General features: G+C 70.0%; 22 protein-coding genes, 1 tRNA gene and 2 pseudogenes. 12 read left to right on the top strand and 13 right to left on the bottom strand.

Annotation, left to right across the window (positions count from 1 at the left end):
- Positions 1–9: 9 nt before the first annotated feature.
- A pseudogene (locus ACIBTS_RS44615) lies at positions 10–774 on the bottom strand (IS5 family transposase).
- Between the two features lie 196 nt (positions 775–970).
- Here ACIBTS_RS44615 and ACIBTS_RS44610 point away from each other — a divergent pair.
- The 10 genes and pseudogenes from ACIBTS_RS44610 (at position 971) to ACIBTS_RS44565 (ending at position 8,988) form a co-directional block, all read left to right on the top strand.
- Positions 971–1,348, top strand: a complete 378-nt coding sequence (locus ACIBTS_RS44610) for a hypothetical protein (protein WP_399327032.1) — start codon at positions 971–973, stop codon at positions 1,346–1,348.
- Positions 1,349–1,388: 40 nt separating this feature from the next.
- Complete coding sequence (locus tag ACIBTS_RS44605; RefSeq protein WP_189787561.1) at positions 1,389–1,559, top strand: hypothetical protein; 171 nt, start codon at positions 1,389–1,391, stop codon at positions 1,557–1,559.
- A gap of 218 nt (positions 1,560–1,777) precedes the next feature.
- Positions 1,778–2,164, top strand: a pseudogene (gene aspA, locus ACIBTS_RS44600) (aspartate ammonia-lyase); the annotation flags it as partial.
- 137 nt (positions 2,165–2,301) lie between these two features.
- Entirely contained in the window at positions 2,302–3,672 is a 1,371-nt protein-coding gene (locus ACIBTS_RS44595) for a four-carbon acid sugar kinase family protein (protein ID WP_399327030.1), read from the top strand.
- Complete coding sequence (locus ACIBTS_RS44590; RefSeq protein WP_399327028.1) at positions 3,672–4,535, top strand: ketose-bisphosphate aldolase; 864 nt, start codon at positions 3,672–3,674, stop codon at positions 4,533–4,535. The genes ACIBTS_RS44595 and ACIBTS_RS44590 overlap by 1 nt, the downstream gene beginning before the upstream one ends.
- A 164-nt stretch (positions 4,536–4,699) precedes the next feature.
- Positions 4,700–5,449, top strand: a complete 750-nt coding sequence (locus ACIBTS_RS44585) for an aspartate/glutamate racemase family protein (protein WP_399327026.1) — start codon at positions 4,700–4,702, stop codon at positions 5,447–5,449.
- A gap of 48 nt (positions 5,450–5,497) precedes the next feature.
- Positions 5,498–6,316: a 2-oxo-tetronate isomerase gene (otnI, locus tag ACIBTS_RS44580; protein WP_399327025.1), complete on the top strand. Its 819-nt coding sequence runs from the start codon at positions 5,498–5,500 to the stop codon at positions 6,314–6,316.
- Positions 6,264–6,632, top strand: coding sequence for a hypothetical protein (locus ACIBTS_RS44575; RefSeq protein WP_399327078.1), 369 nt, complete (start codon positions 6,264–6,266; stop codon positions 6,630–6,632). The genes otnI and ACIBTS_RS44575 overlap by 53 nt, the downstream gene beginning before the upstream one ends.
- The gene (locus ACIBTS_RS44570) at positions 6,625–8,055 is read left to right on the top strand and encodes an aldehyde dehydrogenase family protein (RefSeq protein WP_399327023.1); all 1,431 of its coding nucleotides are present in this window, start codon (positions 6,625–6,627) and stop codon (positions 8,053–8,055) included. The genes ACIBTS_RS44575 and ACIBTS_RS44570 overlap by 8 nt, the downstream gene beginning before the upstream one ends.
- Before the next feature lie 579 nt (positions 8,056–8,634).
- On the top strand, positions 8,635–8,988 hold the full coding sequence (locus tag ACIBTS_RS44565; RefSeq protein ID WP_399327021.1) for a hypothetical protein: 354 nt from the start codon (positions 8,635–8,637) through the stop codon (positions 8,986–8,988).
- On the opposite strand, the gene ACIBTS_RS44560 is transcribed toward ACIBTS_RS44565, so the two are convergent.
- Complete coding sequence (locus ACIBTS_RS44560) at positions 8,970–9,323, bottom strand: cupin domain-containing protein (RefSeq protein ID WP_399327019.1); 354 nt, start codon at positions 9,321–9,323, stop codon at positions 8,970–8,972. The two genes, ACIBTS_RS44565 and ACIBTS_RS44560, sit on opposite strands and share 19 nt — an antisense overlap.
- Before the next feature lie 125 nt (positions 9,324–9,448).
- Complete coding sequence (locus tag ACIBTS_RS44555; RefSeq protein ID WP_399327017.1) at positions 9,449–10,849, bottom strand: DEAD/DEAH box helicase family protein; 1,401 nt, start codon at positions 10,847–10,849, stop codon at positions 9,449–9,451.
- A gap of 175 nt (positions 10,850–11,024) precedes the next feature.
- Here ACIBTS_RS44555 and ACIBTS_RS44550 point away from each other — a divergent pair, with 175 nt between their 5' ends.
- A complete protein-coding gene (locus ACIBTS_RS44550; protein WP_399327016.1) occupies positions 11,025–12,068 on the top strand; it encodes a TniQ family protein in 1,044 nt (347 codons plus the stop codon).
- Between the two features lie 53 nt (positions 12,069–12,121).
- On the opposite strand, the gene ACIBTS_RS44545 is transcribed toward ACIBTS_RS44550, so the two are convergent.
- The 9 genes from ACIBTS_RS44545 to ACIBTS_RS44505 form a co-directional block, all read right to left on the bottom strand.
- A tRNA-Met gene (locus tag ACIBTS_RS44545) sits at positions 12,122–12,195 on the bottom strand.
- 67 nt (positions 12,196–12,262) lie between these two features.
- Positions 12,263–12,838 (bottom strand): transcriptional regulator, encoded by a 576-nt coding sequence (locus ACIBTS_RS44540; protein WP_399327014.1) that lies wholly within the window; start codon positions 12,836–12,838, stop codon positions 12,263–12,265.
- Positions 12,839–14,389: a helix-turn-helix domain-containing protein gene (locus tag ACIBTS_RS44535; RefSeq protein ID WP_399327012.1), complete on the bottom strand. Its 1,551-nt coding sequence runs from the start codon at positions 14,387–14,389 to the stop codon at positions 12,839–12,841.
- On the bottom strand, positions 14,386–14,673 hold the full coding sequence (locus ACIBTS_RS44530) for a helix-turn-helix domain-containing protein (RefSeq protein ID WP_385670935.1): 288 nt from the start codon (positions 14,671–14,673) through the stop codon (positions 14,386–14,388). The genes ACIBTS_RS44535 and ACIBTS_RS44530 overlap by 4 nt, the downstream gene beginning before the upstream one ends.
- Before the next feature lie 149 nt (positions 14,674–14,822).
- Positions 14,823–15,206, bottom strand: a complete 384-nt coding sequence (locus ACIBTS_RS44525) for a hypothetical protein (protein WP_399327010.1) — start codon at positions 15,204–15,206, stop codon at positions 14,823–14,825.
- A gap of 328 nt (positions 15,207–15,534) precedes the next feature.
- On the bottom strand, positions 15,535–17,004 hold the full coding sequence (locus ACIBTS_RS44520) for a UvrD-helicase domain-containing protein (RefSeq protein ID WP_399327008.1): 1,470 nt from the start codon (positions 17,002–17,004) through the stop codon (positions 15,535–15,537).
- The gene (locus ACIBTS_RS44515) at positions 17,001–17,483 is read right to left on the bottom strand and encodes a hypothetical protein (RefSeq protein WP_350819991.1); all 483 of its coding nucleotides are present in this window, start codon (positions 17,481–17,483) and stop codon (positions 17,001–17,003) included. Before ACIBTS_RS44515 ends, ACIBTS_RS44520 begins: the two co-directional genes overlap by 4 nt.
- The gene (locus ACIBTS_RS44510; protein ID WP_399327006.1) at positions 17,480–18,331 is read right to left on the bottom strand and encodes a DUF6083 domain-containing protein; all 852 of its coding nucleotides are present in this window, start codon (positions 18,329–18,331) and stop codon (positions 17,480–17,482) included. The genes ACIBTS_RS44515 and ACIBTS_RS44510 overlap by 4 nt, the downstream gene beginning before the upstream one ends.
- 168 nt (positions 18,332–18,499) lie before the next feature.
- Positions 18,500–18,763 (bottom strand): helix-turn-helix transcriptional regulator, encoded by a 264-nt coding sequence (locus ACIBTS_RS44505; RefSeq protein ID WP_266675562.1) that lies wholly within the window; start codon positions 18,761–18,763, stop codon positions 18,500–18,502.
- 219 nt (positions 18,764–18,982) lie between these two features.
- On the opposite strand from ACIBTS_RS44505, the gene ACIBTS_RS44500 reads away from it, so the two are divergent.
- Positions 18,983–19,489: a hypothetical protein gene (locus ACIBTS_RS44500; protein ID WP_399327004.1), complete on the top strand. Its 507-nt coding sequence runs from the start codon at positions 18,983–18,985 to the stop codon at positions 19,487–19,489.
- 15 nt (positions 19,490–19,504) lie between these two features.
- On the opposite strand, the gene ACIBTS_RS44495 is transcribed toward ACIBTS_RS44500, so the two are convergent.
- On the bottom strand, positions 19,505–20,974 hold the full coding sequence (locus tag ACIBTS_RS44495; RefSeq protein ID WP_399327002.1) for an SAVED domain-containing protein: 1,470 nt from the start codon (positions 20,972–20,974) through the stop codon (positions 19,505–19,507).
- Between the last annotated feature and the right edge of the window lie 460 nt (positions 20,975–21,434).

Here is a 21,434-nt window from a genome sequence, read left to right as displayed (position 1 = left end):
GTGACTGCCTCAGTCTGAGCTGGCCAGTTGGAGGGTGAGGACGGCTTGGACGATGTTCGTGATCCGGGTCGTTGAACAGCGGAGTTTGCCAAGGAGCCGCCAGGACTTGAGGGTAGCGATGGCTTGTTCGACCAGTGCCCGGATCTTGGCCTGGGACCGGTTGACGGCCTGCTGGCCAGTGGACAACTTCTCCCAGCGGCCTCGGAAAGGGTGACGCACCGTCCCGCCTGCGCCCAGGTAGCCCTTGTCCGCCCAGCAGGCGATGCCGGCCTGGGCGAGAGCGTCGATGACGCCGTGCTCGCGTGCGGCCCGTACATCGTGGACCGCTCCGGCCAGGGCCGGTGAAGCCCACAGCAGTCAACCCCTCGGATCGGCTATGACCTGCACGTTCATGCCGTGCTTCTTGAGTTTGCCCGAGAAGAAGGGCCGGTCGGCGGCGATCCGGTCGATCGGTAGAAGTGTCCCGTCCAGGATCAGGTACGCCTTCATCGACGCGGCCTGTACTGCTTCGGCGAGCGTGGGGGCGAGGGTGGCCAGGAGTTCGACGGCCTCGGTGATGTACCGGTAGACAGTGGTGGTGCCGATCCCGAAACCGGCTGCGAGCTGGGCGTAGGGCTGGCCATTGCGGAGGTGGGCGAGGGTGAGCAGGGCCTGTCGGCCCGCGCTCAGGCGCCGCCACCGGGTCCCGAGAGTGCGCCGGCGTTCCTTCAGACGGGCGACGAGGAAGCGCAGGGCAGAGCTGGACACGTTGACGCCGGACGGGTAGACAAGCATGCGAAGCCTCTGGTGGAGACGGTTCTCTTGGTCGATAACCCATCTACCAGGGGTTTCATCCGCCTGTCAGGCCAACTGGCCATCCCGCGCGGGAGGTTGGAAAAGGCTCAGTGTCTGCCTGTCTGAGTATGTTCCCAGCGGTGGGAGGAGTAGACGCCGTTTCTCTCTCGCTCTCGGAACGTTGTGGGAGGCTGCCGTGCTACAGGAGCTGCAGGACGTCATCAACGGCACCTCTGCCGAGGTCGGTGTGCCGACGTCGCTGACGGACACTCGCTTGAATTCTCTCGTTTTCGGACCTTACGACGATGCCGAGATCGATTCGGTGCGTCGGCAGGCGCTGCTTCTGCGGTCGACGCCCGAGTGTGTACGCGAGTGGTTCGGCCGCTACGGCATCGACACGGCGACGGCCCCGGTGCGTATTCCGGCGGACCCGGAACGCGAGCTGGCCAGTCGGGTCGTGGTCCCCGCCCGCCGTCCGCCGTCCGCCGCGGCGATGGCCTCCCGGACGGAGAGCCGACTGAACCGCGGTAGAGATCGTCTTATAGGGCCGCCTTATAAGCCACATCGGGATTGAGTCTTGGACGCGCTGCCCGGCCCGCTGCTGCAATCGGCCTATGACGAACCAGAACCACCGCCTCGCCCTCGCCCCCGGTGACGGCCTCCGGGCCGAGGTCCTGCCGCCCGCCCGGCGATGGCCGAAGGCGCCCGTCCCCTTCTACGGCGGCACCGCCTGGTTCCTGCCGTCCGGCGGCGCCTGCGACAAGGCGAAGGACGAGTCGTTGTGAGCCGATACCGACGGCGGTGAGAGTGCCCGGACTTTCCGCGGCGTGGCCGTGGCAAATCGCACCGCCCTGGCGGCTCGTGCTCGCTCGCCCCCCCTTGCCGCAACCCCACACATCCCGCACGCCTGAACACGCTCCGAGAGAAGGCCCGGCCTGCCATGACCGCCGTAGCGCACCGCAGCGAGCACGACCTGCTCGGTTATCGCGTCCCCGCCGAGGGCTTCGAGGTGATCGGCAACGACGTCACCATCACCATGGCCGCCGAGGCCGGGCAGCTCCAGCTCAACGCCTTCGAGCCGATCATCTGGCACTCCCTCTCGAAGAGCATCACGCACCTTCAGCGCGTGTGCCTGGCGCTGGCCGAGCGGTGCGTCGCGGGGATCACGGCCAACACCCAGGCGCTGCGGGCGGCGGTGGAGAACTCGATCGGCCTAGTCACCGCCCTCAACCCGTACATCGGCTACGAGGCGGCGACCGGCATCGCCCAGGAGGCCCTCGCCACCGGACGCGGGGTCGCCGAACTCGTCCTGGACAAGGGCCTGCTGCCCGCCGGCGCCCTCGCCGAGCTGCTCCGTCCCGAGGCCGTCGCGGGACCCGGTCAGACGTGATCAAGCGCGACCCCGACTGACGTTCCCCCCAACTACCCGTAAGGGAGCAGGAATTCGCCATGTCCCTACCCCTCCATGCCCAGACGCGGCCTATCCCCGAGGCCGCGGTGCTTCAAGGGCTTCCCCCGGTGCGTGAGGTGAGCGCCGCGGAAGTGGCCGCCCGGATATCCGGCGGTCCCCGTCTCGTCGTCCTCGACGACGATCCGACCGGCACCCAGACGGTCGCCGACGTGCCCGTACTGACGTCCTGGTCGGTGGACGACCTGCGCTGGGCGCTGCGCCAGGACAGCGCCGTCTTCTTCGTCCTCACCAACACCCGCAGCCTGCCTGCTGAGGACGCCGCCGCCCGCAACCGCGAAGTGGTCCGCGCCCTGCACGCGGCCGCCGCGGCCGAGGGCACCGGCTACGTCCTGGCCAGCCGCGGCGACTCCACGCTGCGCGGCCACTTCCCGCTGGAGACCGACGTCCTCGCCGAGGAGCTGACCGAGCTGGGCGCAGGTGCCCCGGACGGTGTGGTACTGGTCCCCGCCTACATCGAGGCGGGCCGGCTGACCGTCGGCGCGAAGCACTGGATGCGGACCACTGACGGGCTGCTTCCGGTCGGGATGAGCGAGTTCGCCCGCGACGCCACCTTCGGCTATCGCAGCTCCTCGCTGCCCGAGTGGGTCGAGGAGAAGACGGGCGGACGCATCCCCGCGGACAAGGTCCTGCGCGTCACTCTCGATGACCTGCGCGGCGGCGGCCCGGCGCACACGGCGCGGCTGCTGTCCTCGCTGCGCGGCGGACGGGTGGCCGTGGTCGACGCGGTGTGCGACGACGACCTGCGGGTGCTCGCCCTGGCCCTCGCGCAGGCGGAGGACAACGGCACGCGGCTGCTGTACCGGGTCGGGCCGTCCTTCGTCAGAGCCCGCGCCGGACAGGCCGGGCGGGCACCGCTCGCCCCGGCCGAACTGCGCCCGCTGCGCGGCAACGCACCGCACGGTCTCATCGTCGTGGGCTCTCATGTGGCGCTGACGACACGGCAGTTGGACCGGCTGCGGGAGCGAGGCCAGATCGCCGAGTACGAGCTGGACGTGGCCCTGCTGCTCGACGAGGAGCGGCGTGACGCCCACATCGCCGAGGTCGCGGCCGCGGCCGTCGGCGCGCTGGACTCGGCCGACGCCGTGATCCGCACCTCTCGCGTGCTGGTGACGGGTGCCGACGCGGACGACAGTCTGGCGATCTCCCGCCGGGTCTCCGCCGCGCTCGTTGAGGCCGTGCGCCAGGTCAACGCCACCCGGCGGCCCGCTTTCGTCGTCGCCAAGGGCGGTATCACCTCCAGCGACACCGCCACCCACGGCCTTGAGATCCGCCGTGCCTGGGCCCGGGGCACGCTGCTGGAGGGCATCGTCTCGCTCTGGGAGCCCGTGGAGGGCCCCGCTGCCGGCATCCCTTACATCGTCTTCGCCGGGAACGTCGGCGGCGTCGACGCCCTCGCCGACGCCCTCGACCTGCTCAGGAGTGCCTGATGCTGCTGCACGGAACTGATGCCCTGAAGGAGGCGGCGGCCGCCGGTCACGCCCTGCCCGGGTTCGTCGCCTACAACCTGGAGACAGTCCAGGGCATCACGGCCGCTGCCGAGGCCGCCGGAGGGCCGGTCGTCATCCAGGCGGGCTCCAGTCCCTTCAAGCACGCCGGGCGCGAGGCCCTGATGCGGCTGGCGCTGGATGCCGCCGCGCGCTCCACGGCCTCTCTCGGAGTGCACCTCGACCACAGCCGGGACCTGGACGAGATCACCGCCTGCCTGAAGGCGGGCTACACCTCCGTCATGATCGACGGCTCCCACCTGCCGTTCGCCGAGAACATCGCGTTGACGAAGGAGGCGGTCCGCCGGGCCCGCGACCACGGCGCCTGGGTGGAGGCCGAACTCGGTGCCCTCCCCGGCGACGAGGACGTCTCCACCGACGCCGTCGCGCACAACGCGGCGATGACCGACCCGCAGCAGGCTGCCGAATTCGTGGCCGCGACGGGCGTGGACGCGCTCGCCGTCGCCGTCGGCAACGTCCACGGCTTCACCCAGCACCCGGTGCGCCTGGACCTGGAGCGGCTGGCCGCGATCCACGAGGCCGTAACCGTCCCGCTCGTCCTGCACGGCGCCAGCGGTCTGCCCGTCGAGGAGCTGCACGGCGCCTTGGCCCGAGGCGTCGCCAAGGTCAACGTCAACGCCGAACTGCGCCGCGCCTATCTGGAGGCCACCCGCGTGACCCTCCCGTCCGCGTTGCCCGGCGCCGACGTTGTCTCCCTGTGGGCGGCGGGCCGCGACGCGGTCCGGGACGCCGCCCTGGAGGTCATCGGCCGCCTGAGCCCCCGCGCCGAGGGGGCAGACGCATGACCTGAACTCGTCCCCGCCGCCTGGAGCCGCACCGCACCGGCGGACACAAGACCGTCGTCCACCCTCCCGGCCGTGCGCGCTGCGCGCGGTTCGCACCACTCTGTCCCGCGCTCTCGTGCCCTCCTGGACACGCGGGCCGATACCCGCACCCTGTTGGAGACATCATGTCCACCACTGCCTCGATCGCCGTACTGCACACCAGCCTGCTGTTCGTCGACGCCGATTCGGTCATCAACGAGTACCTCTCGGAACTCGCGCCGGACGCCAGGGTCCTGCACTTCGTCGACAGCGACGTGCTCGCAGCCGTGGTGCGCGACGGCGAGGTCTCGCCTGCCAGCACGCAGCGCATGGTGCACCTGGCCCAGGCCGCGCAGGCCGCGGGCGCCGACGTCATCTTCTCCGCCTGCTCCTCGGTCGGCCCGGCCATCGACGTGGCCCGACGCCTGGTCTCCGTCCCGATCGTCAAGATCGACGACGCGATGGCCGCGTCAGCGGTCGAGACCGCGGATGCCATCGGCGTCCTGGCGACGGTCCCCACGACGCTGCTGCCGACCCGTGCCCTCGTCGAGGAGAAGGCCCGGGCGGCCGGTCGCGACATCACCGTCCAGGAGCGACTGTGCGAGGGCGCTTTCTCGGTGCTGATGTCCGGTGACCGCGACGGCCATGACGCGATGGTGCTGGACGGGGCACGGGCGCTGGCCAAGGAGGTCGACGTGATCGTGCTGGCCCAGGCGTCCATGGCACGGCTGGCTCCCGCGATCGCCGAAGCGGTTGGCAAGCCCGTGCTCTCCAGCCCGCGCAGCGGAACGGAGAACGCGGTGCGTGTGCTGCACGAGCAGACGGCTGAACCTGCCCATGCCACAGCGAGGGCCTGGGAGACCACGCAATGGCAGGGAGGCTGCGGAGCGAGGTGATTGAACCACTGACCGTGGCCGTCCCCGGCCGGAACACGAGGAGCCAGCATGCCGAGGTTCGCAGCGAACCTGTCCATGATGTACAACGAGCACGATTTCCTCGACCGCTTCGCCGCGGCCTCGGCCGACGGCTTCCAGGCCGTCGAGTACCTCTTCCCCTATGCGTACGACGCCGCCGAACTGCGCCACCGGCTCGACGACCACCACCTCAAGCAAGTGCTCTTCAACGCACCTCCCGGAGCGTGGGAGTCCGGAGAGCGCGGGATGGCGGCACTGCCCGGACGTGAGGCGGAGACGCGTTCCGGGGTGGACCGGGCGCTGGAGTACGCGGGGGTGCTGGGCTGCCCTCGGGTGCACCTGATGGCCGGGCTGGTCCGACCGGACGCGACACCGGCCGAGCGGGCCCAGCACCGCGACACCTACCTGACCAACCTGGCCTGGGCCGCGGAACGGGCCGATGCGGCGGGCGTCGACATCCTGATCGAGCCGATCAACGGCCGAGACATGCCGGGGTACTTCCTGAGCACCCAGGCCGAGGCCCACGCCGTGGTGCAGGAGGTGGGAGCCTCCAATCTCAAGGTGCAGCTCGACCTCTACCACTGCCAGATCGTCGAGGGCGACCTCACCACGACACTGCGCCGCGACCTGCCGACCGGCCGGGTCGGTCATCTGCAGATCGCGGGCGTGCCCGACCGGGGTGAGCCCGACCAGGGGGAGTTCAACGTCCGCCACCTGCTCGACATGGTCGACGAGCTGGGCTTCGACGGGTGGACCGGCTGCGAGTACCGCCCCCGCGCCGGCACGAGCGAAGGTCTTGGCTGGCTCGACGACTACCGCAGCCACCGAGCAGAAAGCGCACGAGGATGAGCGGTACGGCCTCGACCCCGACCTGGTCACCTTGGCCAAACCTCCAGCCACACAACTCCTCACCGCCGACCCGGCCGCCCGGGCCGCCGCCCATGAGGCCGTCGCCCGCATCGGCGGCGGCCGAGCGGGCGCCCGAGGCACCACCGACGTCCACGACCCGAGCCTCCTCGGCACCGTCACGGTGTCCGGGCCCGGCGCCGGCCGCACCGAGACCGCCTACGCCCTGCTGTCGGACATCATCGCCATCCACCAGCGCCACGCGGACGACGACGCCGCGCCCACGCGCCCCGTTCTGAAGGAGACCCACCGTGTCTGACACCGCCGTGCCCCCCAGCATCGAACTCGGCACCGACACCACGCCCGTGCACAACCCCTACACCGGCGAGGTGATCGCCTCGGTGCCCACCGTCGACGCCACCGCCATCGGCGGCATCCTGCAGCAGGCCAGATGCGGGCGCCGCACCGCCGCCGCGCTGTCCCGCGCCTCCAGAGCCGCGGTCCTGGAACGCGCCTCCCGCCTGATCGAGCGGCGCGCCGAGTCCTTCGCCCAGCTGATCGTCAGCGAGGCCGGCAAGACCATCACCCAGGCCCGCAAGGAAGTCGCCCGCGCGGTCAACACCCTGTCCCTGTCCGCGGCCGAGGCACGGCGCAACGCCGGCGAGGTCATCCCCTTCGACTCCCATGAGGGCTCCGAGAAACGGCAGGGCTGGTTCACCCGCGAACCGCTGGGCATCATCGCCGCCATCACCCCGTTCAACGACCCCCTCAACCTGGTCGCCCACAAACTCGGCCCGGCCATCGCCGGCGGCAACGCGGTCATCCTCAAACCGTCCGCGCTGACACCGCTGTCCGCGCTGCGCCTGGTCGACACCCTCATCGAGGCCGGCCTGCCCGAGGAGATCGTCACCGTCGTCAACGGCCAAGCCGACATCGCCGCCGCGATCGTGGCCGCCCCCGACGTGCGCATGGTGTCCTTCACCGGCGGATTCGCCACCGGCGAAGCCATCTCCCGCACGGCCGGCCTGAAAAAACTCGCCATGGACCTCGGAGGCAACGCCCCGGTCATCGTCATGGACGACGCCGACCTCGACGAGGCCGTCGCCTCCTGCGTCTCCGGCGCGTTCTGGGCCGCGGGCCAGAACTGCATCGGCACCCAACGGATCCTCATCGCCCGCGAGGTCTACGACCGCTTCCGCGACGCCTTCGTCGCCCGCACCAAACTGCTGCGCGTCGGCGACCCCCTCGACGAGCACACCGACGTCGGCCCCATGATCACCCAGCAGGCCGCGGCCGCCACCCGGGCCAAGGTCGACACGGCAGTGGCCCAGGGCGCGGTACTGCTGTGCGGCAACCACGCCACCGGCTCCCTGTACACGCCGACCGTCCTGGAAGACGTCCCGGCGACCTGCTCAATCTGGCAGGAAGAGGTGTTCGCCCCGGTCGTCGTCCTGCAGCCGTTCACCTCCTTCGAAGACGCCATCGAACAGGCCAACGCCATCGACTACAGCCTCCACGCCGGCATCTTCACCTCCCGCCTGGACCGCGCCCTGACCGCGGCCCGGCAGCTGGAAGCAGGCGGAGTCATGATCAACGACTCGTCCGACTACCGCTTCGACGCCATGCCGTTCGGCGGATTCAAGTACGGCAGCATGGGCCGCGAAGGCGTGCGCTTCGCCTTCGAGGAGACGACCCAGCCCAAGGTCGTCTGCATCAACCACATCACCGACGTCGTCCAATGACCGCCTTGCGTACCGAGCACGACTCCCTGGGCAGCGGCGCAGCCGGAGGAACTGTCAGATCCGTGGATGGTGCGCACCTGACTGTCCGTAGCATCAGCCTCAAGAATTCAGCTGGAACGATCGCCTGACGCCCTGACAGCAGAAGGCTGCCTCCCACCTGCGATGATCTGGACTGTCTAGATCAAGAAAACCGCGAGGAAGAGGCACCCGACGGGCGAAGAGTACCGACTGGGATCATCGGCTCGCCGTGCGGGCCGACGGCAAGAACCTGATCGGCCACGCGGGCATGGTGCTACTGCGGAAGGTTGCCGACCGCGTCGGCCTTGGCCACTGCCCTGAATGCGGCGTTGCCGAGGGCACCGGTCCGGGCCGGCGGGACCGGGGCACGGCGCTGGTTCAGCCGACCCGCGCAATCATGCTCGGTGCGACGAACATCTCGGAGGCCGAGCAACTCCAGTACCACTGGCGGGCGGTGTTCAGCCGGCCGGTCTCGCAGAGCACTTCGCGCCGCGCTCTGGCGGCGATCGACGCCCACGAACGCGGGCCCGGATCGAGCGCGCCCGCGCCGCGATACGCCGCGTGGTGTGGACGCTGCTCGCCCTGCGACCCGGCGGCTCCCCCTGGATCTCGGTGTGCGGCCGCGAGCCGGCCAACTGGTACGTCCTGGACCTGGACGCGACCGTCGTCACCTGCACCAGCCGCAAGGAAGACGCGGCGGGCACCTTCAAGGGCAGCTTCGGTCACATGCCGCTGAGTGCGTGGGTGGCCGACACCCGTGAGTGCGTCGCCATGACCCCGTCGCTGAGCCGCATTTCTGCCATAGCGCGGTCCCAAGGGCATCGAGGACATGTGTCTACTGGGCAGGTTGACCTCGCGAGAGGTCCCGACGCCGATCGTGCCCTGCGGCATCGGCGTTACGACACGGTCAGGTAGATCTTGCGCACGGTTTCGATGGTCTTCCAGACACCGACGTAGCCCGGCTTCATGACAAAGCTGTCGCCTGCCTTGTAGATCACCGGCTCGCCGCCTTCCGGGGTGAGTTCGACGACGCCGGAGAGGATGTGGCAGAACTCGAAGGTCTCGCCCTTGATCGAGCGCGTCTCGCCGGGCGTGGCTTCCCAGACACCCGTGTTGATCGTTCCCTCACGGGCGGTGTCCTGGGCCCAGGTCCTGTACGTCGGGTCGCCGGAGATCAGGCGTTCGGGCAGTGGGCCGGACTCGCTGGGTGCGAAGGAGGGATCGGTGTCGATGGTCTTCAGGAGCGACATGCTTTTTCCTCTGTTGGTTTCGGGAGCGATGCGAATCGAGAACGGACATACCAAGCGTCACCGGGTCGAGTTCGACCAGGCTCAACGTGCATCTGGGACCAGGGCCTGACGGCTGCCCTCCAGGGTCACGGCGCGCAGCAGGTCGGCGAGCCTCTCGGCGGGCAACAGGCCCTTGTGCTGAGCAGTTGGGCCACGCACGGTCGGCGGCGAGGACCTCCTTGGCCTCCGGCGCTGCCCAGGCCGGCTGTCGACCGGTCAGCGGATGCGGTCCAGCGTCTTGTAGTAGGCGCCCGCGAAGGGCAGGAACCAGGCGGTGCCGTTGTAGAGGGGGATGCGGGGCGGGGCGATGTCGCGGACGGGGAGTCGATGGCGGGAATGTCGACGCCTTCGGCGCAGCAGCGGCAGTTGGTGAGGACGGCCCGGCGGGGCGGCTGCTGTGAGGTGGGAGTGTTCAGTGGTGTGTCGGCGAAGGCGGTGAAGTTCTTGTGGCGTTCGAAGGGGGTCTGCCGGGAACTGACGGTGCCGACCTGCAGCGGGGTGCGGTAGGCCGCAGGCATGAGAGCTGCGGTCTCGTGGAGCGTTTCCGCGAAGACTTCCGCCGCGTCGATACAGGGGTGGAAGGTCAAGGTGCGGCGCAGGTCGTAGCGGTGCTGCGCGACCAGCAGGGCGACTTGGGCGGCTGCGGCACGCAAGGCTTCGCCGGTCCAGGTGTTGGTGGGGAGCCGTTTCAGAAGGCCGCGCAGGTCTTCGTCCCTGATGACGACGCCGGCGATGCGGTAGTCGGCCAGGAGCCCTTCGTCGATCGCTTCTCTCAGGGAGATGCGGTAGACGACGGGCCCGTAGATGCTCACGTCGTCCATGGAAGCGATGATCGTGTCGGTGCTGATGCCTTTGGCGCGGGCTTTTTTCTCGTCGAAGACGCGGGGCGTCGCGGTCATGTAGAGGCGGTGGCGGGCGGGGAGCTTGTCGTCCTGGTGGACGTGGGCCCATGGTTTGTCGTAGTCGCCGGCGGTGCGGTGGGCTTCGTCGGCGACCACGACGTCCCAGCGGGGCAGGTGGAAGTCGCGGTGGGCTTCGACCACCTTGTCCAGGGAGTCGTAGGTGCAGAACACGTTGAGCGGTCCGTGAGTGTCGGCTGCCTGCAAGGCCAGTTCGTCACCGGTGTGGACCAAGGTGAGGATGCCGGCCAGGTCCGGGTCCGCTGGTTTGTCTGAGGAGCAGACTCCGAGGTAGCGGCCGGGACGTCCTTCGCGGTGCCATACCGCGGCGGTCTGCTCGAGCAGTCGCAGGGAGGGCACGACTACCAGGGAGACGCCTTCGGGCGCGGTTTCCTGGACGGCGTGCAGGGCCACCAGGGTCTTTCCGGTGCCGGTGGCCATGACGACGGTGACGCGGCGATAGCCTTCGATGAAGCTGCTCACGCAAGCGTCTGCGGCGCTCTGCTGACGTCCGCGCAGGCGCGTCTTCAGGCGAGGGGCAGTGGCAGTTGCTGTCGCAGCTGGGCGGATGCGCGTCGTCGTGGCCATGGTCCTCCCCCGTGTGACGGCATGCGTGAGCACCTGGTTCACAGGGTGGAAGGGGTGTGCGGGGCTGCGGCAGGACGTTCGCCTGGGTTCACCCGAACGAGTGCTGGCGTCCTTGACCGCGCGCTGCCGGGCCGGTCACGGTGCCGATAGTGGCGGCTTCGGCGGAAGGACACCTGTGCTGGACGATCCCGGCCTGTACGGGCCTCGCAGGGCGCTGCCGTTGCGTGTGGGGCCGGTGGCGGGTGAGTCGACGGGGTCGTTCGTGAACCGGCTCGCGCATGGCAACGGCCTGGGTCTGGCCGATTTCCTCGACCGGGTAGGGCAGGGCGAGTCATCCGCGGATCCCGAGCGGGTGGAGAAGTATCCGCAGTGCACCGAGATGTACGTGAACGAGGCGGGGCTGCGCTTTCTGGGCGTCCTGGCTGACCGGGCGCCTGGTCTTCTGCAGCGGGATCTGCCCAGTCTGGGCTCAGGCCGGCTGCTGGCGGGCGGGCAGGGGGACGCGGCGCAGTGGAGGTGGCCTTGGGAGCCGCTGGCGGGGCATCTCGTGCGGTACTGCCCGCCGTGCGGTGATGACCTGGGTGTCGGGGAGGCGGTGTGGCTGATGTCGTCGGACAGCTGGCAGGTCTGTCTGCGGCACGGTTCCTGGTCGGACGACTCCCGCGGCCGTGGTCCGGACTTCGTGCGGCTGGCCGAGCTGCCCGAGACGATGACGGCGCACCGCGCGCGGCAGGCCCTGGCCGCACGGTGGGGGCGGGCCGGTGAGGAGTTGTTCGCCGATGCCTTCCAGGTGGCGGTGTACTGGTGGACGCGGATGCCGGACACCGTGTGCTGGGTGCGGCGGGCCTGGACCGCTGGGCTGGACGCGCGGGAGATGAGGGCGGCCCCGCTGGTGATCTACCCGGAGGCGGCGGAACTCGCGCGGGCCATGGTGGACTTCGAACGGGCGGGGCAGCGGGATGCGGCGGACCGGGCCCGATGGCTCGCGGGCGTGGAACGGTTGATGGCCGGGTGGGGGGTGGACGTGGCGGAAGGACGTCAGGCGTTGCTGGTGTGGCTGGGGCGCCACCGTATGGGGCCGCCCGCGCCGGCCCGCCCAGCGGGGCGGCGTCACCTCACGCTGGCGTTGGGGCACTACCGGATCGTGTCCCGGACTGGTTCGGTTCACCAGCGCTCGTGCCTGACCTGGCAGTTGGGTATGTCGGCCGCCGATATGTAGGCCACATACGAGTGGGGCCCAAAACCATACGGTTCTGGGCCCCCACTCTGCAGTAGCGGGGACAGGATTTGAACCTGCGACCTCTGGGTTATGAGCCCAGCGAGCTACCGAGCTGCTCCACCCCGCGTCGGTTCGCACCACGCTACGCCATGGCGGCAGGCGTTGAAGACCATTTTTCTGCCGGTCGCCGGCTGCTACGCGGCGAAGCCGATGTGTTTGACGTACTCGTACTGGCCCCACTGGGAGCCCAGGTCGGGCAGGACATCGGCGGTCCAGGCGTCGTCCAGGCCTTGGTGGTCGCCGGCCGCCCAGGATCCGACGATCTTGTCCCAGCAGCGCACGTTCATCGTCCGGTGTGCCACCACCCGCTGGAGCTGGCGCGCCACGCCGGACTGGTCGAGGGGGTGGATCTCCACGCGAGTGCCGCGGCCCTCGCGGTTGAGGCGAGCGGTGAGGTGGCGGGCGACGTTGCGGCGCCGCACCGCCCGGTAGGCGGCGTCGATGCGTTCCAGATTGGCCTTCGACGGACGGCGTGTGCCCTGCATCCACGCCTTCAGCGTCCGGTCGCTCACGGTCAGTCCGGCATCCTTGGCTGCCTGCCAGGCCCTGTCCGACGTCGTCAGGTAGTGCAGGCGTGCCATCAGGCCGCGCTTGGCGGTCACCGGGGTGGCGATATGAGCGGCGAGCCGGTCGAGCTGGCGGGCGACGGCTTCGCTGCTCTTGATCCCGCTCGCACCGAACTTCCCGAAGTCGATGTTCTTCTCCGGCATTTACTGCTCCTGCCCCGTGCTGGCTTCGGTGCCGGTCCCGGCGGTGTACGTGTCCTTGACCTTGACCTCGGTAACCGAGCGGCCTTCGGGGAAGACACGGCGCCAGTCGCCGATGACGTGGAGTTCGTCGGTGCCCATCGCCCGTACGACCGTCAGTCCCGCGTCGTGGGCCTTGAGCGCCTTCATCCAGAGGTTGGCGAAGGCCTGGGAGCGGATGATGTGCATCCAGTCCGGGCGGTAGAGCTCCCGGTTGTAGTTCGATTCCCCCATCGTGGACACGAACTTGGAGTACATCGCCTTCACGTACTCCAGCGTCAGCTCGTCGCCATCTGCGATCGCGGTGTCGCGGGCGTCCTTGAGGGCGATCCGGAACTTCTCCAGGAGGTTCTCGGTGGCGCCCGAGGTGTACGACTCGTGGATCTCGGGCGGCTCACACAAACGGTGCCTCGGGCCGGACAGGCGCAGCAGCAGGCGCAGGGTCGGTTCGGTGACCCACAAGGGGCCCGGTTCGTCGCGCTGGCCGATCGGGTTGGGCAGCACCGCGTCGTGCTTCCAGGTGGGCGGGGTGATCAGGTGGACTCCGGCGCGGCGCCGGTCGTGCGCAAAGCCAGTGGAGTGTTCCAGCTGGCCGAGCGGAAGATGGGTCTTGAGGGCGCTCAAATAGGCGCCGTTGATGTCGAGCGCGGTGACGTCGTGCTTCCCGGGCGGCAGTCCGGGCCGCGTCCACTTGGGGCGGGCTTCCCAGATCTGGTCGGCGCCCTTGGACGTCAGCTTCTTGAGGATGTCGGGGATCCAGGGGTGGGCGATCACGTCGTAGCGGGCGCCCTTGCGGGTCTCGTCCAGCAGGCGCATCGCGTCCGGGATGACCCGCTTCAGCAATGCGGCGCTCGCGGCTTCGACGTCACCCTGGTGCTCGGCGAGCGCGGCGTGCACCGCTTCGTGGATCAAGTCGGCCGGCCCTGACGGCTCCTGGAACGCCCGCCCGCGCAGGGGCGCACCTTTCCCGCCGACCGGGCGGGGCGGGCGTACTCTACGCGGCTCGTGGGCCTGGGCAGACGGCGCGGCGGGCTCGCGTTTCGGGGTTTCGCCAGGGGTCGCCTGGCAGTCGGAGGGGTCCAGGTGCTGAGCGAACCCCGCCACGCATTGTTCGGCGGGACGGCCGCACAGCACACACGGCTCGGGCACGGCGAGCAGCTCCACCTCGTCCTCGTCCTGGCCGGCTTCCGGCGAAGACGCAGAGGTGACGGCCGCCGCAGCAGCGTCTGACGCCATGGGCTGCTCGGCCAGCTCCGCCCTGTTCTCCGTATCGGTGGCGAGCTTGGCGTTCAGCCCGTCCAGCAGATATGCATACTTGGCCCGGGCCTCGCCGGCAGGGTCCCGGCCGCTCTCCCATCCACTGAGGGTGGACGGGCTCACGCCGAGCGCGCGGGCCACCTGCGCCTTGGACAGCCGGGCCCGCTCCCGCAGCTCGCGGCGCACCTGGCAGGGCGGAAGTTGGGCCTGCGGCCCGACGGCGTCGAGCAGCGAGTCGATCGCGTCGAAGTCACTCACCGGCTCGTCCCCTTCGCCTCGGCCCGGGCGGAACGGCGCCTGTCGGCGGGCAGCACCTCACACGCCCTGGTCGGACCCGCCAGCAGGTCCAGCGCGCCGATGCCGTAGTGCTCGGCCAGGACATCGACGTCACGCAGGCTCCACGAGACGGCACCCGACTGTCTGCGCGACACCTGTGTCTGCGTCAGTCCCAGCACCCCCGCAACCGACCGCTGCGAGTCACCCGTCACCTGCATCAACGCGGCCACCGTCAGCCGCAACGACTCCTCCAAGGCCAATCCCACACCCCCAGTGTACCCGATTCGATGCAACTTTCGCATCATGAATAGTTAATTGCTATCAGCGATGCATAGAGGCTTCACCTGCTCGGAGCCGAGGGCCCTCGCTATGGCGGTCTCTCACCCGGGCCGACAGGTCAGCGATGAGGACCGCTTTACTCACGCGGAATCCGGCGGGCCGCGCGCCGGGCGTCCCGCCTCGCCTGGCGGGCCTCTTCAACCGCCCGATCGGACAGACACCGCGGGCACACGAGGTCCAGGACACGGCGGCGCAGGGCCCGGCGCAGCCGGGGCCCGGGAGGCAGCGGCCACCCACGGCAGTGACGGTGCACCGTACGCGTGCGGGTGCCCAAGAGTGCAGCGACCACGGAGGCGTTGCCGGCGTAGGCGGCCAGGAGGAATGCCATCTGGGCCTGGTGGCCGGCCGGGAACCGCGCGGCGGACTCGGCCTGCTCCTCCGGGTGGAGGAAGGCGTCGTGGCGCTCGCAGCGCGGCGCCTTCCTGCTGTTCCGGGCGATGCCCGGCGCGCTGATGTTCATGACTTCAGGAGCCTGCCCGGGGCCGCCTGTGGACAGCGGACGGCCTGGAAGCCTACTGCAGTTGGCGGACCACGCCGCCCAAGTCCACCCCCTCCCGCCCGCCGTCGTCTTGCGCGGGTAGCGCGTTGGGCCTGTCCGCGGCACCGCTTCAGTCGGCGCCCCGGTTGCGGAGGACGCCGCATACGCCACGCTCTCCCGCGTTCCGCCAACGGGCGGGAAGGAATAGCGGCTTCCAAGGGGATGTCAGCCCACGGACCAGGCTGATGTCCTTCCGCGCTTCTACTACGTGTTCGCCCGCGCCAACAGCTCCCGTTCTGCCGCAGGACGGTCAGCGTGCCGGCGGGTTCCCATCGGGGTGCTCGTGGATCCAGGAGAGGCCACCGAGGTCGAGGCGCCGGCGGGCGCGGGTGACGGCGACATAGGCGAGACGTGCTTCGCTGTCGCTGATCGGTCCGGGGACGGGGCGGCCGGTGTCGTCATGCTTGTCGGTGTCCTTCGGAGGGGTGAAGTCGTCGGCGATCTTCACGCAGGGCCATTCACGGCCTTTGGCCTTGTGGGCCGTTGACACGGTCACCTCGGCCTGTTGCTCCGGCGTGAGGTGAGCGAGGGCGGCCAGAATGGTGTCGGTGCCGTGGGTGTCGACGAGGTCGACCAGCGGCTGCAGGTCGCGTCCGGCCGGATCGTGGGCGGCGTAGTCCTGCAGTTCGCCCCAGGAGGGGAACAGCACCAGTTCGGGGTGGGAGGTGCGGCGGCCCTCCTTGAGATCGCGGGCGGCTAGGGCCAGGGCGCGCAGGCTGTCTCCTCCCCCGGCCAGTCCCACGCGGTATCCGGCGGCCAGCAGGTCCATGACGTGGGCCATGGCGCCGACGTTGGTGCGGCACAGCACAGCGTCGGGGCGGACTAGGTGCCCGAGTTCGGTGGGCACAGCGGGGGTGCCGGCCAGGCGGATCGGCGCCTCGGCGATGGCCAGCCAGCGGTTGGCCTCCTGAGCCAGGCAGGGACCGAAGCGGAAGGACTGCGACAGGACGAGCTGGGTTCCCTCAAAGCCGGCCATGATGTCTTTGGCGCCGCGCCAGTGGTAGATGGCCTGGGCGGAGTCGCCGACCATGACCAGCTGGGCGTGGCCGCGCTGTTCAAGGAAGATTCGCTCGACGACCGGGTTGGTGTCCTGAGCCTCGTCCAGCAGCAGGAAGTCGGCATCGATCTTCGGCTGCCTGAGAGCCCAGATCTTCAGGTAGTGGTCGTGGTCGAAGCGCACGGCCCCGTCGTCGGGGTGCTGCAGGTCGGTCCAGGCCTTCTCGGCGAACGGCACGATATGGGCGGCGAGTTGAGTGTGCAGGTCCTTGTCTTCCAGACCGCGCAAGCGGGGGACGTGATGGCGGGTGATCGTCTCATCGGCGGTGTGGCAGAAGCCGGCCACGGTGCGCAACGTGGCGTTGGAAAGGGTCTTTTGTGAGAGGTCGCGTTCGCCGATGCGGATCGGCTTGGTGATGCCGAGGGCCTGCCCGGTCTGCCAGGCCGGGCGGCGGGGGGCGTTCAAGCGGCGGGTGTAGCGATGGCCGACGGCGGCGTAAGCCAGGGCGTGGGCGGTCTTGCACTGCACGGTGTCGGGGAAGCGGGTGCGTGCGTCCTGGGCGATGGCCCGGTTGTAGGCGAGGTAGCGGCCGCGGCGTTTGGTGGTGCGGGCGAGCAGGGTCAGAGTGGTGGTCTTGCCGGTACCCGCGCCGGCCTGCAGGGCGAGGTGCTGGCCGGCGTGGAAGGCGTCGGCCGCGGCCGTCTGTTCGTCGGTCGGGTTCATGCGGGGGCTGCTCCGGGGGTGCGGGTCAGGGCGTGGCCGACGGCTGCCAGGAGGTGTGCGGCTGTGGTGCCGGCGAGCAGGTGCTGCACGGCCCGGTCGAGCCGGTCGGCCTCGTCACTGGCGTGCTGGGCAAGTGCGCGGTGCAGGGCGAGCTTCACGAAGAGTTCCGGGCTCTGACCCGTTTCATGGGCGGCGTGGCGGATCGTGGCGTGGACGGCGGGCGGGAAGGCGAGGTTGAGCAGGACCTGCCCACCAGCGTCCGGGTAGTGGGTGGTGATCACGTCCACGGGGAGCCGAGTGGCGAGGTGTCGGCGCAGCCGGTGTGCGGCGCGGCCGGGGGTTTTGGCACGTACGAGGGTCATGAGGCGGGTGGTGTCGTGGTTGGTCGCGAGCGGCAGCACGTGGGCGGCGTCACGGAGCTCAGCCGGGACCAGCGGGCGGGTCAGGAGGACTTCCAGGGCGTGGTACGGCATCGTCACCTCTCTTCACTGCCGTGTGCCAGCGGGTACGGCAGATCGGAACGCAGGTGCTTGGCATGCAGGAGGGGATCGAAGACCTGCCATCCGGCCAGGGCCAGGTCGGCGGCGCCGTCGGTGGTGGCGTGCGCGGGGCAGCGCTGGATGCGCCAGCGCCGTTGTTCGGCATGGGGCAGCTGGCTGAGGTCGTAGACGGCCGCCGTCTGCTCGGACAGGGCGAGTTGGCTGTATCGAGGGCCGATCGGCAGCAATCTCCAGGATCCGGGCGGAGCGTCCGGGGCCAGGACGGGACGGGGGCAGCGGGTTCGGTGGCTCGTCTGGGCCACGCAGCGGATGGCCTCCACGGGGCCGTCCGCGAGGTAGTGGCCCAGCAGCATCCGCACGAGGGGGCGGTCGGGGCCGTCAGGCGCTGCACGGGTGGGGGCAGCCGTGGGGGTGGTGAAGACGCCGGTGTCGATCAGGCGACGGGTTCGTACGGCAAGTTGGCGGCGCACCGACTCGAGAGGCGGGCTGATCCGGCAGATGGGCGTGCGGTGCGGGCAGAGCACGGCGTGCGGAATGCGGCACCAGGCGCTGCCGTCGCTGTGCGGGTGGGCGATGCCGGAGCTCAGGTGCCAGTGACAGGAGGCAGGGGCGTGGGCGGTGGCCATTTCGGCAGGATGCAGGGCGATGGGATGTCCGTCGGCACGCGGGTAGAGGTCGATGCGGTTGCCGCAGTGGCGGCAGCGGCCGCTCTGACCGGTGCGCAGCAGGCGGCTGGGGCTGGTGGCGGCCACCCGCAGCGGACGGCGCGCCGGGGCGTTGCGAGGGCTGCCGTCCCAGTGGCAGCCGGGGATGGAGTTGGGGCGCATGGCGAGGACCGTGCCAGGCGACACGCCTCGAGGGCGGGGCTGGCGGGCCGGCAGTCCCCCGGGCGGCCCAGCCCTACCGAACGGTAATGCGAGTGGACGAGTCTGCGTTCCATGCGTGCTCGCCGGTTCGGGTGATCTGCGCGGCGCGCCAGGCCCGACACGACGAAGTCAGGCGCCCTTGGGCCCGGGTGGGGTGTGGCCCTGGCAGAGCGAGCCGAGCAGCTGCTCAATGGGGACATCGAAGGCGTGCGCGAGGGCGTGCCAGGTGGTGACGGTGCCGGCGGCCCGGCCGTGCTCGAGGTCGATCAGCGTGCGCCGGGCCAGGCCGCTGCGGCCGGCGAGTTCATCGAAGGTCCACCCGCGCGCGTTCCTCAGCCGCGCCAGCGTCACACGCAGGGCGTCGCGGTCCGGATCGGGCGGCAAGATCGTCACCCCACCATCCGACGGTGCAGACACCTGCCCTGTCAGTGCGGATTTCTGCACTATCAGCCCAGGTGGGCGCGCAGACACTCACACTGCGCGAGTGCAGAGATCTGCACTACGGTGCGGGCGGCTCCCGCGTACGTACCGGGAGGCCATCGCGCGAGGCCGACGCAGACCAGACCGGAGGGACAACGAGCCGATGCGGCTTGTCAGCACACACGCCGCGGTGTGGCGGCCCCCACGCGCGGCCATCCGCAGCTCGTGGAGATACCCGCCGCAGCCGGACAGCAACGTCACCGGATCGCGCTGATCGTGCGTCTGGCGTCGGCTGGCTCCATGATCGATGACGCACGCCACGTGGCGGTGACCGGGCAGGATTCCTACGGGCCGGGGCACCACACCGGCTACCGCCTCCCACCCGTAGGTCCCGGCGGCACGGACGGCCCGTGCGGCGCCTATCTCGTCATCGACACCGGCAACGCGTACCTGCCCGACGATTCCGGTGTCTACGCCGCGGTGACCACGTATGTCTGGGAGTGCTGGCAGGCTGGGCGGCAGGAGTGGGCGCAGCGGCTCGGGGGCGCCACCGCGGTGGAGGGGCTGCTGTTCTTCCACGGCCCGCTGCCGATCGCTGTCGCGCTGGGCTGGCTGACGGCCCGCGACCGCCTCACTCTGGTCCACCACGACCTGCGGCTGGCACAGGGCACGGCGCCGCCTTCGGCAGCGGGATCGTAGTGGCGTGCCGGGTCCTCATGCGTCGATGACGAACGCCTTCTCGTACACCTGATGCGCGTTGACGTCTTCGTACACGGTGGTCGGGCGCAGCCGGTTCCACCGGTTGCCCAGCAGCAGGGACAGGCCCATGGGGCCGGCCTGGAAGAGGTGGATCGCGGGATGAGTGCGGCAGGCACGGCGGAGGTGTTCCCGGATGCCGACGGCGAGGGCGTTGGCCGTTGCGGCATCCGGGATGGAGTTGTCCTTGGCCCCGCCGGGCGGGCGCAGCACCAGCAGCCGGGAGACAGGGATCTGCTGCTCAGTCAGGAAGTCCAGCACATCCTGCGCCAGGTCGGTGGCGACCGCGATGGCGACAGCGAGGTCGGGCCCGAGATCGAGGGCGTGCTCGTCGACGGCTGGCGGCAGCGGGGTCTCGTAGGGCTCGGCCGATGACCACAACTGGCCGCGCTGGACCACGGCCAGGTCGGCGCCGGTCACCATGCGGAAGGCCGCACCGACCATAAACGCGGGTGCCAGACGCAGGCTGCCGGTGACGGCAACCGCGGTGGTGCCGGGCGGCATCCGATACGGTGCGGCTTCGATGTCCTCCTGCAGTTGAGCCCAGGTTGCCGGGGCCAGCGGGCGCCTCTTCAGATAGGCCGAGGCGCCCTCGAAGCGCTCCGTCCAGTCCACCGCGTAGTCGGCGTCCTCGGCCATCGGGTCCGGCTTCAGGGTGGCGATGGACACCACCGCACGTGACGAACCCGCCGCAAGCCGCAGAGCCTGGATCGCCTCCCGGATGTCCGCCAGGGACAACCGGCGCTGCCCGTCGGCTACTTGGCGGGCGACCCAGTCCGCACCGGCATGCATGGCCTCCTCATCGAACCGCAGGCCGGCTGCGAACATCAGCATCTGCAGGTGCTCATGAAGATGCATCACGTCCCGCGCCAGATCGAAGCGCAGCACCCGAAGCAGGTCCAGCAGCATCTCCTCGCTCAGCCCGGCGCCCTCGGCCCACCGCGTCCGTGCCTGCCCCTTCTTCGACTTCGGGCCCTGCTGGGCCGCCTTCGGCACCAGCAGTTGGGTGCGGGAGTCCCTCAGCGAGACCAGCGGATCCTCCGAGTCCGGGGACCGGTTGCTCAGCAACGCAAGATCGACCGGTGCACCGTCCTTGGTGAGCTGCTGCCAGGCCTGCGCCATCTTCCGCAGGATCGACGGGCCACCGCGATCACTCGGCTTGAGCAGATAATCCTCCTTGACCGGGGTGGAGCTGTCCGCCACGTACTTGACCTGCATGCAGGTGTGCGGTGGTGCCTGCCGGTACAAGACGACGTCGTCCAAGTTGCCCGCGTCGTCGACCTCGACGCCGACCGCCACCACCGGGTTGGGCGCGCGCAGCGCCGCATCGCGTACTGCGGCGACACACCCCTGCCAGGCGACCAGCCACTGGTAGCGGTCCCCTGCAATACGGACGCCCGTCGAGCTTGGGGCGGGTAGGTCAGGCACTGAAACAATCTCCCAGGCGTCGGGGCACCACACGCGCGTCCATCGGCACGCTCAGCAGATCATCGCCGCAAGCGGGGCCGAGCCGAAAGCTCTCACACCTACCGGTCGCCGGGCGGCGCATAGGCTCTCGCGCCACCGGCAGAGCAAAGGCCCCCCGAAAACCCTCCCCGGTCGCTGCTCTATACCGCGTCCGAGAACAGTTGATGTGTGTCCGGACTGAGTTGCTGCGTACTAGCTCAAAGGGCCTTCAATCAGAGAAGTAGCAGGTCAGAGGTTCCAGAAAGTTGTCCGGCTCTAGTCGAGATGCCGCAGGCCAGGGGCTCTCAAGCAGCTGACACAGGCCTCGCATACTGCTGGTCGTGACAGCCCAGAACGTCCCGCACTCCCGGCGGCCGGCCGCCACGCCGGCCTTCACGATGTCGCCCCGCCCAATGGTGCAGCAGCCGCTCACGGGCGTGAA

This window comes from Streptomyces sp. NPDC050121 (genome assembly GCF_044460385.1).
Taxonomy (GTDB): domain Bacteria; phylum Actinomycetota; class Actinomycetes; order Streptomycetales; family Streptomycetaceae; genus Streptomyces; species Streptomyces soliscabiei.
The sequence above is the reverse complement of the archived record's forward strand: the minus strand, read 5'-3'. Positions and strand labels throughout refer to the sequence as shown.